The following is a 13,356-nucleotide window of genomic DNA, read 5'->3' as shown; positions in this document are numbered from 1 at the left end:
TCCGATCCAGACAGGCATTCGATCCCAACCGAAAAGCGGCTTGACTTTTCCATTACTCAGCCGCCTCAGTTGATATCGCTTTGCCGACCACGCCTTCCCGGCCGTCCCAGCCACCCGGCGGAATGCGGCCTGGCGTCACATAGGCTGAATAGAGCGCATCGAGCTGGGACCACAGAACATCCGTCTTGAACGTCAGCGCCGCAGCGGCTGCATCCTGTTTTTCCCTCGTGTCGGCGTGATCAAGGACATAGTTGAGACCGTACTCGACATCGCGAGGGGCCTCAGCCAGCCTCTGGCGGAAATAGGCGAGCGCCGCGTCGTCGGCGAACGCATAGTGCTCCAGAAGCCCGGCGATCCGTTCTGAATGTATCTTCGGCGCGAAAAGCTCGGTCAGCGAGGAGGCCACCGCTTCGAGGAGGGGCTTCTCACGCACGAACGAGACATAGGCGTCGACGGCAAACCGGGTCGACGCCAGCACGCCCCGTGTCGAGGCGACATAGCCGGGATCGAGGCCGACGGCTTCGGCGAGACGCAGCCAGCGGCGGATGCCGCCGCCTTCATCGACGCCGCCGTCATGGTCCTCGATGCGCGAGCGCCATGCCCGACGCAGGTCCGGGTCGTCGCAGCGCGACAGGAAGGCGGCGTCCTTCATTGGGATCCGGCTCTGGTAGTAGTAGCGATTGATGACCCACGCCCGCACCTGCGTCATCGTGCAGCGGCCGCCATGCAGCATCCCGTGGAAGGGATGCTTGTCGTGGTAGCGGTCCTTGCCGATCTCCAGAAGGCGGGAGTGAAATGCCTGCCTGTCAACTGCCGTCGTCAAAGCCGGACCTCCATGCCGTCGAAGCCGATTTCGAAGCCGCGGCTTTCAACGAGCTCGCGCTCGGTGCCGGGCCGCCAGATCGGGTTGGTGTTGTTGATGTGGACGTAGATCTTTCTGCGGATGTTCAACGCCGCGAGTGCATCGAGGCTGCCGCCGTCGCCGCCGATCGGCATGTGGCCCATGCGGCGGCCGGTCTTCTGCCCCGTGCCGGTGGCGATCATCTCGTCGTCGCTGAAGAGCGTACCGTCGAAAAACACGACGTCGGCATCGCTGAGGCGCGCGGTAAGGGAGTCGGTCAGCATGCCGCATCCCGGAATATAGTAAATGCGCCTGGTGCCGGCTCTGAGCTCTACTCCGACCGTGTTTTCGCCCTCGACGTTGAGATCCGGTTCGCCGCTTTCGAGGAAGAGCGGCACCTTGCCGGGAACCGTGAAGAGCCGGGCCTGAAGACCGGGAAGCGGAGAGAAAGTTCCCTCGATCGCGACGATCGTCCTTGAAACGAGTTCCGGATCGAGAACGCCGAAGATGGAATTCTCGGCAAGGATCCGGCTGACTGCGCCGGTCGTGAAAACGGTGAACGCCTGTTTTTCCCGCAAAATGAGCAGTCCGGCCAGATGATCGATGTCGCCATTGGTCAGCACGACGCTTTTGATCGAACTGTGGCGCAGACGGCGGGGCTGCAGCGGGCGATTGTCCTGAATTTGCTGGCGGAGGTCCGGAGAGGCATTGAAGACCGCCCATGTCTCGCCGTCGAGGCTTACCGCCAGCGACGATTGACTCTGCGGCCTGAGGCCGGAGGCTGGATCACGCGCCATCGTACAGTTGAGACAGCCGCAATTCCACTGTGGAAGACCGCCGCCAGCGGCGGTCCCCAGAATGATGATGCGAAGACCGGACTTTTCCTTCACCGGGCTACCTGATGCGTTGTGAGCCGATCGTCTTGGAGATCAGTCTCAGAAGAGGATCGGCTCATCGCCGTCCGCGGGAGCGTAGCGGGTGATTTCCATTGCGCAGCTCACTTCGATGAATTTCGGTTTATGCCAGGACATGTTTCCTCCATGCGCTTTATCCAACTGTATGCTCGCTCCGGTCTTTGCAGGCGCCTCCCAGCCAGGGCAAGCATGAGGCAAGCTTCGCTCCAGGAGCGAAGCTTGGGTGACAGAGCCGGAACGGCTTTCCGCTGCGCCGGCAAGGCCCGGCGGCGGCGCTGCCGCCAGGCTTTTCGCAAATCCACTTCGCGCGGCAAGCACGCTCGCCGGATGGCAATGTATCCAACGGCGAGAGCCCCAGCCGGAAACCGGCTCAACGACCCTGCACAGTATGACTGGGGGCCACGACCGAAAGCAGCATGAGGCACCTCCCTCTTCATGCCGAATGGTAGCGGACCAGGTAGGGGCCGGCAATTAAGACCTAGGTGGCAATTCTGCCCGCAGGGAGCCGCGGCTGCAAGCGCCAATGTCCAATAGCCGCCGATCTTCTCACGGAATGCCGGCTGGGTGCCCGAGGACCTTCCCGGCGCTGGCTACAGGCGTCTTAACGAAACGCGTTGGCGGGATAGGGCTTACTGACCACCGGCAGGTATCGCGCGCCCGACGCAAGCAGGAATCGCTCGAAAGCCTGCATCGCCGGGGTGGTGGCACGGTCCGAGCGCGATACGCTGAACCATTGCCGGCGGATTGGCGTATCGACGACGTCGAGTATGACCAGTCGGCCGAGCTTCACCTCCTGCTCGATGGTATGGGCCGAGATGAAGGCGATCCCCAGGCCGGCGATGACGGCCTGCTTGATCGTCTCGTTCGAACCGATCTCCGTGCCGAGTTCCTCCAGCTTGTGCGGCGTGTCGCTGAGAAAGATCTCGAGCGAGATACGCGTCCCCGAGCCCCTTTCGCGCACCAGAAACTGTTCCTGCGCAATCCGCTCTCGCGAAATTTCGAGGACGCCCGCGAGCGCGTGACCGGCCGGGGCGATGAAGACCAGCGGATGATCGCCGAAGACCTGTGCGCGCACCTCGAAATCGCGCGGCGGCCGCCCCATCAGCGCGATATCGACCTCATGATCTCTGAGCTTGGCAATGATCTCGGCGCGGTTGCCGATAAAGAGATTGATCTCGATTGCCGGAAGCTCATTGCGGAAGGCGGCAATCAGTTGCGGCGCGAAATACTTTCCGGTCGACACGACGCCAAGCCGCAATCGCCCGGTCCGCAGCCCTTTTATCGCACCGATCGAATCCCCAAGGCCCACCAGGCTGTCTTCAACCGCCCGCGCTGCCTCGAGGAAAGCGAGACCGTATTCCGTCGGAACCATGCCGCTGCGCGTCCTGTCGAACAGCGAAATACCGGCATCCCGTTCCAGTTGCTGGATCTGCAGGGTGAGCGCCGGCCCAGTCAGACCCAAAGCTTCAGCGGCAAGATTGATCTTCCCAAGCCTGCAAATGGCCTCAACGGTGCGAAGTTGGCGAAGGGTTACATTGCGCATAACGGAATTAGAATAAGTAAAACTAACTTCAAAAGTCAATTGAATAAATTTTACAAACTCTCCGTTTGCGCCATCCTTCGCTGGACATTGTGTGGGAGGAGACATCATGTCAGGCGCAACTCTCGAGGCTTATCTTGCCTCATGCACGGCCCATGGCGACGACATCGCACGGGAAGTGACCGCAGTAATCCAAAGATTGGCCACGGCCGCCCTCGATGTGCGCAAACTCGTCAACCTGGGAGCGCTCGGCCCGGCGTTCAGCGGCACCCGCGGCGGCAGCAATGCCGACGGCGACCTGCAGAAAGAGCTAGACGTTGTATGCGACGGCCTGTTCCTGTCATGCCTGCAGGGCGCACCGGTCGCTTGTTACGCGTCTGAGGAGCTGGACAATCCCGTCCTGCTTGATCCGAATGCGCGTCTCGCGGTTGCAATCGATCCGCTCGACGGCTCGTCGAACATCGACACCAACGTCTCCATCGGCACCGTCTTCTCCGTACTGCCCGCCGTCAAGGGGCCGGGCGCGGACCCATCGCAGTCCTTTCTGCAGCCCGGACGCCGGCAGCTGGCGGCCGGCTTCTTCCTCTACGGACCACAAACCGCGCTGGTACTGTCGCTCGGCAAGGGCACGGAGATTTTCGTCTTCTCCAGCCGGCTTGGATGCTTCGTACAGGGCTACAAGTCGGTCAACATCCCGGAGCGCACCAGCGAGTTCGCCATCAACATGTCGAACTACCGACACTGGGAAGAAGCGATCCGGCTCTATGTCGACGACTGCCTGGCAGGCTCGGAGGGGCCGCGCGAGCGGGACTTCAACATGCGATGGATCGCCTCGCTGGTAGCCGATACCTACCGGATCCTGGTACGCGGCGGGATCTTCCTGTACCCCGCCGACGGCCGCAAAGGCTACCATCACGGCAGGCTGCGCCTTGTCTACGAGGCCAACCCGATCGCCTTCATCATCGAGAACGCCGGCGGCGCTGCCACGACTTCCGTCACGCGCATTCTCGATCTCGTTCCGGAAAACCTGCACCAGCGTGTGCCGCTAGCTTTCGGTTCGCGCCGCGAGGTAGCGCGCGTCGCCCGCTATCACGTCGACCCCAACATGATTGGCGAACGCGCCCCGCTCTTCGGCAAGCGCGGTCTGTTCCGGGCCTGAGGAGACCAGCATGTCAGCCAAATACCCGATCATCTCCATCACCGGCTCGTCCGGCGCCGGCACCACGACCGTGAAGGACACGTTCGAGAAGATCTTCAAGCGCGAGAACATTTCGGCATCGTTCATCGAAGGCGATGCCTTCCACCGCTTCGACCGGGAAACCATGCGGCGCAAGATCGCCGACGAGAAAGCCCGAGGCGTCGACTTCACGCATTTCTCCGCCGAGGCGAACGAACTGGAAATCCTCGAAAGCGTCTTTGCCGAATATGGCAGGCGCGGCGTCGGCCGCACCCGTCACTACGTGCATGACGACGATGAGGCCGCGAAATACGGCGCGGAACCGGGCACGTTTACCGATTGGGAAGAATTCAGCGACAGCGATCTGCTGTTCTACGAGGGATTGCATGGCTGCGCCGTCACCGACACGGTCAATCTCGCCCAGCACTGCGATCTGAAGATCGGCGTCGTTCCGGTCATCAACCTCGAATGGATCCAGAAGATCCATCGCGACAAGGCAACGCGCGGCTATTCCACCGAGGCCGTGACCGACACCATCCTGCGGCGCATGCCGGATTATGTCCACTACATCTGCCCGCAGTTTTCCCTGACGGACATCAATTTCCAGCGCGTGCCGATCGTCGATACGTCCAATCCCTTCATCGCCCGCTGGATACCGACGCCGGCCGAATCCATCCTGGTCATCCGCTTCGCCAAACCGCAGAGCATCGATTTTCCCTACCTGCTGTCGATGCTCCACAACAGCTTCATGTCGCGCGCCAATTCCATCGTGGTGCCGGGCGACAAACTCGATCTCGCCATGCAGCTGATTTTCACGCCGCTCATCCACAAGCTGCTCGAGCGCAAACACCGCATGTCGTGAGGAGGACACCATGAACGTTTCGCAGAAGATCGAAACTCGTGCCGCCGCATCGGAACGGAACATGGCCGATGCGATCCGGTTTCTTGCCATGGATGCAGTGCAGAAGGCCAATTCCGGCCACCCTGGCATGCCGATGGGCATGGCCGATGCAGTAACCGTCCTCTTCAACCGCTTCATCAGGATCGATCCCTCGCTTCCCGACTGGCCGGATCGCGATCGTTTCGTGCTTTCGGCCGGCCATGGTTCGATGCTGCTCTATGCCATCCATCACCTGATCGGTTTTGCCGATATGCCGATGGCCGAGCTTTCGGCCTTCCGCCAACTCGGGTCGAAAACCGCCGGCCATCCCGAATACGGCCACGCCCTCGGTATCGAGACCACCACCGGCCCGCTCGGCCAGGGCATCGCCACGGCCGTCGGCATGGCGATTGCCGAACAGATGATGGCCGCCCGCTTCGGCAGCTCGCTCTGCAACCACTTCACCTATGTGGTGGCCGGCGACGGCTGCCTGCAGGAGGGCATCAGCCACGAGGCAATCGACCTTGCGGGGCATCTGAAGCTGCGCAAGCTGGTCGTGCTCTGGGATGACAACCGGATATCGATCGACGGTTCGACCGACCTCTCCACCTCGATGGACCAGCTTGCCCGGTTCCGCGCCGCCGGTTGGGATGCGCAACGCGTCGATGGTCACGACCCTGAGGCCGTGGCCAAGGCAATCGAGCGAGCGCGCCGGACCCGCAAGCCGTCGCTGATTGCCTGCCGAACCCGGATCGGCAAGGGGGCGGCCAGCATGGAGGGCTCCCACAAGACCCATGGGGCGGCGCTCGGCGACAAGGAAATCGCGGCGACGCGGGAAAAACTTGGCTGGTCCCATCCGCCATTTTTTGTGCCGCCCGAGATCAAGTCGGCATGGGAGAGGGTGGCGCTGCGCTGCCGGATGGCCCGCGAGGCATGGGAAATCCGCCTCGACGCGTCGCGCTCGAAGAAGCGCTACGAACAGACCGTCGGCAGAGAGCTGGGCGATGACGTCGCCCCTCTGTTGGCAAAGTTCCGGGCCTCGCATCGCAAGAGAGCCTCCAAGGTCGCAACAAGGCAGGCCTCGCAAATGGTGCTGGAGGTCATCAATGGGGCGACGACTTTGACGGTTGGCGGCTCCGCCGACCTGACCGGCTCCAATTTGACGATGACGTCGCAGACTCAAGCCATTGCGCCGGGCAATTTCAAGGGACGCTACCTGCATTACGGCATCCGCGAGCACGGCATGGCGGCCGCGATGAACGGCATCGCCCTGCATGGCGGCTTCATTCCCTATGGCGGCACCTTCCTGGTGTTTTCCGACTATGCGCGCGGCGCGATGCGCCTCTCGGCACTGATGGGCCTGCCCGTCATCTATGTGCTGACCCATGATTCCATCGGGCTGGGCGAAGACGGACCGACTCACCAGCCGGTCGAGCATCTGGCCATGCTGCGTGCCACCCCTAACCTCAATGTCTTTCGACCCGCCGACATCATCGAGACGGCAGAATGCTGGGAAATCGCCCTTGGAGAAAAGGACCGACCGAGCGTCCTTGCCCTTTCGCGGCAGGCCCTGCCGATGCTGCGCCACACGGACGGCGACGAGAATTTCTCAGCGCTTGGCGCCTATGTCCTGAGGGAGGCGCGCGGACCTCGCGACATCACGCTGCTTGCCACCGGATCCGAGGTCGAGATCGCCGTTGCCGCAGCGGACCGCTTGCACGCCGAGGAGAGCATGGAAGTGGCGGTGGTCTCCATGCCCTGCTGGGAAAAGTTCGAAGCCCAGGATGCATCGTATCAGAGGCATGTCCTCGGAGATGCCCCGCGCGTTGCTGTCGAGGCGGCCGGCCGTCTCGGCTGGGATCGCTGGATGGGACCGGACGGTGCCTTCGTCGGCATGCTCGGCTTCGGTGCCTCGGCACCGGCCGGAAACCTCTACCGCCATTTCGATATTACCGCCGACCACGTCGTTGCCGAAGCTTTGAAGCTTGTCCGCCGGCAGGCGGGCAGAGACATCATCCGCTCATCACAGGAGGCTTGACCATGGCCCGCATCACGCTCCGCCAATTGCTCGATCACGCTGCCGAACGGACCTATGGCGTGCCGGCATTCAACATCAACAACATGGAACAGGGGCTGGCGATCATGGAGGCGGCGCACGCCTGCGACGCGCCTGTGATCCTTCAGGTCTCCCGCGGCGCCCGCTCCTATGCGAACGACATCATGCTCGCCAAGATGATGGAAGCGCTTGAAGCGATGTATCCCGACATTCCGCTTTGCATCCACCAGGATCATGGCAATGATGTCGCGACGTGCCTCACGGCGATCCAGCACGGCTTCACCTCGGTGATGATGGACGGCTCGCTGAGGGAGGATGCGAAGACCCCTGCCGACTATTCCTATAACGTCGCGGTCACTGCGGAGGTGAGCCGTCTGGCCCATATGGTCGGCGCGTCGGTCGAGGGTGAACTCGGCTGCCTCGGGTCGCTCGAAACCGGCCATGGTGAAGCCGAGGACGGCCACGGCTTCGAAGGCGCGCTCGATCGTTCGCAACTCTTGACCGATCCGGATGAAGCGGCGCGCTTCGTCGCCGAGACCGAGGTCGATGCGCTGGCTGTGGCGATCGGCACCTCGCACGGCGCCTACAAGTTCACCCGCAAACCGACCGGCGACGTGCTCGCCATGGACGTGATCGAGAAGATCCATAACCGGCTGCCGGACACCCATATCGTCATGCACGGTTCCTCCTCGGTGCCGCAGGAGTGGCAGGATGTCTTTAACGCCCATGGCGGCGAAATGCGCGAGACCTACGGGGTGCCGTTCGAGGAGATCGTGCGCGGCATCCGCTTCGGCGTGCGCAAGGTCAATATCGACACGGATCTGCGCCTGGCGGCGGCCGCTGCCTTTCGCCGCGTCGCGGATACGAGCCGCAGTGAATTCGATCCGCGCAAGTTCCTGAAACCGGCCATGGACGCCATGTCGGCAGTCTGCAAGGCCCGCTTCGAGGCCTTCGGCACCGCCGGCAACGCTTCTCGCATCAAGGTCGCACCAATGTCGGAGATGGCCCGACGCTACGCAAGCGGCTCCCTGAAACCTCAGACGGCGCGGTCGCGGGCCGCCTGACCACATCCATCGAGAGAAAGGGACTGTGACATGAACGCCGATGCAAAGACAGAAATCAAAGGCAAGGAACGCTACAGGGCCGGGGTTCTGAAATACGCGCAGATGGGCTATTGGAACGGCGACTACGAGCCGAAGGACACCGACCTGATCGCGCTCTTCCGGATTACACCGCAGGAGGGGGTCGACCCGATCGAGGCGGCAGCCGCCGTTGCCGGCGAAAGCTCGACAGCCACCTGGACGGTCGTCTGGACCGATCGCCTGACGGCCTGCGACCAATATCGCGCCAAGGCCTACCGGGTCGATCCGGTCCCCGGAACGCCTGGGCAGTATTTCTGCTATGTCGCCTACGACCTCATCCTGTTCGAGGAAGGCTCGATCGCCAACCTGACGGCGTCGATCATCGGCAACGTCTTCTCGTTCAAGCCGCTGAAGGCGGCACGGCTTGAGGACATGCGCCTTCCCGTCGCCTATGTGAAGACCTTCAAGGGCCCGCCGACCGGCATCGTCGTCGAGCGCGAACGGCTCGACAAGTTCGGCAAGCCGCTGCTTGGCGCCACCACCAAGCCGAAGCTGGGACTTTCCGGAAAGAACTATGGTCGGGTCGTCTACGAGGGCCTGAAGGGCGGCCTCGACTTCATGAAGGACGACGAGAACATCAATTCGCAGCCCTTCATGCATTGGCGCGACCGCTATCTTTACTGCATGGACGCCGTCAACCACGCCTCCGCCGTCACCGGCGAGGTCAAGGGGCACTACCTCAACATCACCGCCGGCACGATGGAGGAAATGTACCGCCGCGCCGAATTCGCCAAGGAGCTCGGCTCGGTCATCGTCATGGTGGATCTCATCATCGGCTGGACGGCAATCCAGTCGATCTCGGAATGGTGCCGGCAGAACGACATGATCCTGCACATGCACCGGGCCGGTCATGGCACCTACACGCGGCAGAAGAACCACGGCATCTCCTTCCGCGTCATCGCCAAATGGCTGCGGCTTGCCGGCGTTGACCATCTGCATGCGGGCACCGCCGTCGGCAAGCTCGAGGGCGACCCGATGACCGTGCAGGGCTACTACAATGTCTGCCGGGAAATGAAGAGCGCGGTCGATCTTCAGCGCGGACTCTTCTTCGAGCAGGACTGGGCCGACATCAAGAAAGTCATGCCGGTCGCGTCGGGCGGCATCCATGCCGGCCAGATGCACCAGCTGCTCGATCTTTTCGGCGACGACGTCGTGCTTCAGTTCGGCGGCGGCACGATCGGCCATCCGATGGGCATCCAGGCAGGCGCCACAGCCAACCGGGTGGCGCTGGAAGCCATGGTGCTTGCCCGCAACGAAGGCCGCGACATTGCCAATGAAGGTCCTGAAATCTTGAGGGCCGCGGCCAAGTGGTGCAAGCCGCTGGAAGCCGCCCTCGATACCTGGGGCAATATCAGCTTCAACTATACCCCGACGGACAGTTCGGATTTCGTGCCGAGCGTAAGCGTCGCCTGACGGATATGACAGAAAGGAGAGACGACATGCGTATCACCCAAGGATGCTTCTCATTCCTGCCGGACCTGACGGATGAGCAGATCACGGCGCAGGTGGAGTACTGCCTCGGCAAGGGATGGGCGATCGGCGTCGAATATACCGACGACCCGCACCCGCGCAACACCTACTGGGAAATGTGGGGCAATCCGATGTTCGACCTCAAGGACGCCAAGGGCGTGATGATGGAATTGGAGGATTGCCGCAAGGCCCGCGGGCAGGACTACATCCGCCTCAACGCCTTCGATTCCAGCCGCGGCTTGGAGACCGTGACGATGTCCTTCATCGTCAACCGTCCCGACAACGAGCCGATGTTGCGGATGACCCGGACAGAGAGTCGCGGTCGCAGCCAGCGCTATGCCTGGGAAACGCAGCGGTAGAGGAGCAGCAAGATGGCGATGGCGGAAGCTTCATCAAGTGCCGAAGGCCTGCCGACATCGGTCGACCTCGCTGAGGAATACAAGGCCTCCGGCGTCGCCGAGATCCTCGACGAACTGGACCGGGAACTCGTCGGGCTGAAGCCCGTGAAGCAGCGGATCCGCGAGACGGCAGCCCTGCTGCTCGTCGAGCGCGCCCGCCGTGCAATGGGCCTCAGCCATGAGGCGCCGTCGCTGCACATGAGCTTCACCGGCAATCCCGGCACCGGCAAGACGACTGTCGCCCTGCGCATGGCCGATCTGCTGCACAGGCTCGGCTATATCCGCAAGGGGCATCTCGTGTCGGTGACGCGCGACGATCTGGTCGGGCAGTATATCGGCCACACGGCGCCCAAGACCAAGGAGATCCTGAAGAAGGCCATGGGCGGCGTGCTGTTCATCGACGAGGCCTATTATCTCTACCGTCCGGACAACGAGCGCGACTACGGCCAGGAAGCGATCGAGATCCTGCTGCAGGTGATGGAGAACAATCGCGACGACCTGGTGGTGATTCTCGCCGGGTACGCCGACCGCATGGATCGGTTCTTCGAGAGCAATCCGGGTTTCCGCTCGCGCATTGCCCATCATATCGATTTCCCCGACTATAACGACGGGGAGCTCCTGTCGATTGCCGAGAGCATGCTGAGTCGTCAGGGCTATCATTTCGACACCAAGGCGGCAGCCGTGATGAGCGACTACATCTCCCGTCGTCGGCGCCAGCCGCATTTCGCCAATGCTCGCTCGATCCGCAACGCGCTCGACCGGGCCCGGCTGCGGCAGGCGAACCGCCTGTTCGAGGAAAGCGCCGGGCCGGTCGACGCCGAGCAGCTGTCTACCATCACGGCTCGGGACATTTCCGCCAGCCGCGTGTTCAGCACCGTCGAGCCCAATCATCCGGAGATATCGCCATGAGCCAGAAGACCATCATAGCCCCGTCGGTCCTGTCGGCCGATTTCTCCCGGCTCGGCGAAGAGGTCGAGGCCGTCTGCGAGGCCGGCGCCGACTGGATCCATCTTGACGTGATGGATGGCCATTTCGTGCCCAACATCACCTTCGGGCCGCCGGTCATCAAAGCGATCCGCGACCGAACAGACAAGGTGTTCGACTGTCATCTGATGATCGAGCCGGCCGAGCGATTTCTCGGGGCCTTCGCCGTTGTCGGCTGCAACATCATCACCGTGCATGCCGAAGCGACCACCCACCTCGACCGGACGCTGCAGGCGATCCGCGACCTCGGCTGCAGGGCCGGCGTGTCGCTCAATCCCGCGACGCCGGAAACCGTCATCGAATATGTTCTGGACCGGCTCGACCTGATCCTGCTGATGTCGGTCAATCCCGGCTTCGGCGGCCAGGACTTCATCCCGTCGATCATCGAGAAGGTGGCCCGCGTTCGGGCGATGATCGGCGCGAGGCCGATCCTCATCGAAATCGACGGCGGGGTAACACCCGAGACCGCGCCGCTCGTCGCCCGGGCCGGCGCCGATGTGCTCGTTGCAGGTTCGGCAGTCTTCAGGGGTGGCCAGGAGGCCTATGCCGGCAATATAATCGCCCTGCGCACCGCCGCTGACGATCCGAGGCTGGCGGCACTTAAGAAGGTAAGGTGACGGCGACATGGCAGCGAACCCACCGCTCTGCGATTACGGCTGGAAGGCCGTCGATGCCCGCCTGCCGAATACCGACGGCCGTGACTGTTCGATCCTGGACTTTTCCGGGCCCAACGGACTGGTTGTCGTGTTCATCTGCAATCACTGCCCGTATGTGAAAGCGGTCATCGCCCGCATCGTCCGGGACGCGATCGAGCTGGAGGATCATGGCATTGGGTTCGTAGCGCTCAACTCCAATGATGCCGAAGCCTATCCGCGGGATTCGTTCGACAATATGAAGCGTTTCGCATCGCAAAACATGCTGCCCTTTCCCTATCTCTACGACGAGGACCAATCCGTCGCCAAAGCTTATGGCGCCGTCTGCACGCCCGACTTCTTCGGCTTCAACAAGGACATGGAACTGCAATATCGCGGCCGGCTGGACGCCTCTCGCAAGGAAATCGGACCAGCCGACCTGAGGCGTGACCTCTATGAGGCCATGGTCATGGTTTCGCGAACCGGCAGAGGCCCGGCGGAACAGCAGCCCTCGATCGGCTGCTCCATCAAATGGAAAATGCCAGTCTGAGGCATGGAAGGAACCATTCTATTGCTCGGCCGCGCCGGGGAATCGGACGGCTTTTTTATTCGGTCCCTTTTCAGGAAACCGCCTCAGGCCCCGCCCGTTTTGATGGCTTTCAGAAAGAAGGCCACGGGCGGGGTCCGAGGGAGGAGGCGGAGGCCTGCTGCATGTTTTCTTAAATCGTAGCCGACTTAAGGATGTCAGGCCGGCAGGGCGCCGGACTGCTTGGCGACATGCGTCGCGATCGCGTCCATCAGGGTCGGAGACAGGCAGTCGTAGGGTTGCAGTCCGAGTTCCGTCAGGCGTGTGCGAATTTCAGGCATCCGGTCGGGGTTGACGCCGCTTTCGATAATTGAAGAAACGAAGGCCGCGAATTCCGGCGGCGACCAGCCGGTCTCGTCACTGAGTTCGGTGTGAACGAAATCGAGGCCATAGAAGGGATGCTTGGTGTTCTCTATTCGGCCGTACATGTGCGTGCCGCAATCCTTGCAGGCGTAGCGCTGGATCGTCGCGCTCGGATCGACGATCTGCAGTTTCTCCGAGCCTGAGGCGACATTCACCTTGTCACGGCTGACGACGGCGATCTGAGCAAACGTGGCACCCTCCGGCTTCCAGCATTTGGTGCAGCCGCAGGCATGATTGTGCGCCGTCTGCGCACCGATCTCAACGGACACCGGATTGGTGGCGCATTGGCATTTCAGCGTGCCGCCGTGAAAGCCGGGGCTGGCCGGCGGAAAGCCGTTGTCGATCGATGGATGTAGCTTCAGCATTGGTTCCT

General features: G+C 62.3%; 14 protein-coding genes. 9 read left to right on the top strand and 5 right to left on the bottom strand.

The window, feature by feature from the left end; all coding sequences use genetic code 11:
- Positions 1-52: 52 nt before the first annotated feature.
- From pqqC to CO676_RS31500, 4 genes are all read right to left on the bottom strand, one after another.
- On the bottom strand, positions 53-823 hold the full coding sequence (gene pqqC, locus CO676_RS31515) for a pyrroloquinoline-quinone synthase PqqC (RefSeq protein ID WP_097523986.1): 771 nt from the start codon (positions 821-823) through the stop codon (positions 53-55).
- Positions 820-1,731, bottom strand: coding sequence for a pyrroloquinoline quinone biosynthesis protein PqqB (gene pqqB, locus CO676_RS31510; protein ID WP_097523985.1), 912 nt, complete (start codon positions 1,729-1,731; stop codon positions 820-822). The genes pqqC and pqqB overlap by 4 nt, the downstream gene beginning before the upstream one ends.
- A gap of 45 nt (positions 1,732-1,776) precedes the next feature.
- On the bottom strand, positions 1,777-1,872 hold the full coding sequence (pqqA, locus tag CO676_RS31505; protein ID WP_026187092.1) for a pyrroloquinoline quinone precursor peptide PqqA: 96 nt from the start codon (positions 1,870-1,872) through the stop codon (positions 1,777-1,779).
- Between the two features lie 484 nt (positions 1,873-2,356).
- Positions 2,357-3,298, bottom strand: coding sequence for a LysR family transcriptional regulator (locus CO676_RS31500; RefSeq protein WP_097523984.1), 942 nt, complete (start codon positions 3,296-3,298; stop codon positions 2,357-2,359).
- Between the two features lie 106 nt (positions 3,299-3,404).
- Here CO676_RS31500 and CO676_RS31495 point away from each other — a divergent pair, with 106 nt between their 5' ends.
- From CO676_RS31495 to CO676_RS31455, 9 genes are read left to right on the top strand one after another with little or no spacing between them, the layout of a single operon-like run.
- Positions 3,405-4,454: a class 1 fructose-bisphosphatase gene (locus CO676_RS31495; protein WP_097523983.1), complete on the top strand. Its 1,050-nt coding sequence runs from the start codon at positions 3,405-3,407 to the stop codon at positions 4,452-4,454.
- A 10-nt stretch (positions 4,455-4,464) separates the two neighbouring features.
- Positions 4,465-5,334, top strand: coding sequence for a phosphoribulokinase (locus CO676_RS31490; protein ID WP_097523982.1), 870 nt, complete (start codon positions 4,465-4,467; stop codon positions 5,332-5,334).
- A 10-nt stretch (positions 5,335-5,344) separates the two neighbouring features.
- Entirely contained in the window at positions 5,345-7,390 is a 2,046-nt protein-coding gene (tkt, locus tag CO676_RS31485; RefSeq protein WP_097523981.1) for a transketolase, read from the top strand.
- Between the two features lie 2 nt (positions 7,391-7,392).
- Positions 7,393-8,472: a class II fructose-bisphosphate aldolase gene (gene fba, locus CO676_RS31480; RefSeq protein WP_097523980.1), complete on the top strand. Its 1,080-nt coding sequence runs from the start codon at positions 7,393-7,395 to the stop codon at positions 8,470-8,472.
- Positions 8,473-8,502: 30 nt separating this feature from the next.
- Positions 8,503-9,963, top strand: coding sequence for a form I ribulose bisphosphate carboxylase large subunit (locus CO676_RS31475; protein ID WP_097523979.1), 1,461 nt, complete (start codon positions 8,503-8,505; stop codon positions 9,961-9,963).
- 26 nt (positions 9,964-9,989) lie between these two features.
- A complete protein-coding gene (locus tag CO676_RS31470; protein WP_097523978.1) occupies positions 9,990-10,379 on the top strand; it encodes a ribulose bisphosphate carboxylase small subunit in 390 nt (129 codons plus the stop codon).
- A 12-nt stretch (positions 10,380-10,391) separates the two neighbouring features.
- Positions 10,392-11,327 (top strand): CbbX protein, encoded by a 936-nt coding sequence (cbbX, locus tag CO676_RS31465; protein ID WP_097523977.1) that lies wholly within the window; start codon positions 10,392-10,394, stop codon positions 11,325-11,327.
- The gene (rpe, locus tag CO676_RS31460; protein ID WP_097523976.1) at positions 11,324-12,019 is read left to right on the top strand and encodes a ribulose-phosphate 3-epimerase; all 696 of its coding nucleotides are present in this window, start codon (positions 11,324-11,326) and stop codon (positions 12,017-12,019) included. The genes cbbX and rpe overlap by 4 nt, the downstream gene beginning before the upstream one ends.
- 7 nt (positions 12,020-12,026) lie before the next feature.
- Positions 12,027-12,584, top strand: a complete 558-nt coding sequence (locus CO676_RS31455) for a thioredoxin family protein (RefSeq protein WP_097523975.1) — start codon at positions 12,027-12,029, stop codon at positions 12,582-12,584.
- Positions 12,585-12,778: 194 nt separating this feature from the next.
- Here the strand turns inward: CO676_RS31455 and gfa are convergent, their stop codons facing one another.
- Positions 12,779-13,348, bottom strand: a complete 570-nt coding sequence (gene gfa, locus CO676_RS31450; RefSeq protein WP_097523974.1) for an S-(hydroxymethyl)glutathione synthase — start codon at positions 13,346-13,348, stop codon at positions 12,779-12,781.
- Between the last annotated feature and the right edge of the window lie 8 nt (positions 13,349-13,356).

The sequence above is a fragment of the Sinorhizobium sp. BJ1 genome (assembly GCF_002531555.1).
Taxonomy (GTDB): Bacteria; Pseudomonadota; Alphaproteobacteria; order Rhizobiales; family Rhizobiaceae; genus Sinorhizobium; species Sinorhizobium fredii_B.
Note: the sequence above shows the minus strand (reverse complement) of the source record. Positions and strands in the feature narration are given on the sequence as shown.

Bases quoted from the DNA above. Each gene is read 5' to 3' on its own strand.
- pqqA (WP_026187092.1), bottom strand. From the start codon at position 1,872: ATGTCCTGGCATAAACCGAAATTCATCGAAGTGAGCTGCGCAATGGAA.
- CO676_RS31500 (WP_097523984.1), bottom strand. From the start codon at position 3,298: ATGCGCAATGTAACCCTTCGCCAACTTCGCACCGTTGAGGCCATTTGC.
- CO676_RS31495 (WP_097523983.1), top strand. From the start codon at position 3,405: ATGTCAGGCGCAACTCTCGAGGCTTATCTTGCCTCATGCACGGCCCAT.
- CO676_RS31490 (WP_097523982.1), top strand. From the start codon at position 4,465: ATGTCAGCCAAATACCCGATCATCTCCATCACCGGCTCGTCCGGCGCC.
- tkt (WP_097523981.1), top strand. From the start codon at position 5,345: ATGAACGTTTCGCAGAAGATCGAAACTCGTGCCGCCGCATCGGAACGG.
- fba (WP_097523980.1), top strand. From the start codon at position 7,393: ATGGCCCGCATCACGCTCCGCCAATTGCTCGATCACGCTGCCGAACGG.
- CO676_RS31475 (WP_097523979.1), top strand. From the start codon at position 8,503: ATGAACGCCGATGCAAAGACAGAAATCAAAGGCAAGGAACGCTACAGG.
- CO676_RS31470 (WP_097523978.1), top strand. From the start codon at position 9,990: ATGCGTATCACCCAAGGATGCTTCTCATTCCTGCCGGACCTGACGGAT.
- cbbX (WP_097523977.1), top strand. From the start codon at position 10,392: ATGGCGATGGCGGAAGCTTCATCAAGTGCCGAAGGCCTGCCGACATCG.
- rpe (WP_097523976.1), top strand. From the start codon at position 11,324: ATGAGCCAGAAGACCATCATAGCCCCGTCGGTCCTGTCGGCCGATTTC.
- CO676_RS31455 (WP_097523975.1), top strand. From the start codon at position 12,027: ATGGCAGCGAACCCACCGCTCTGCGATTACGGCTGGAAGGCCGTCGAT.
- gfa (WP_097523974.1), bottom strand. From the start codon at position 13,348: ATGCTGAAGCTACATCCATCGATCGACAACGGCTTTCCGCCGGCCAGC.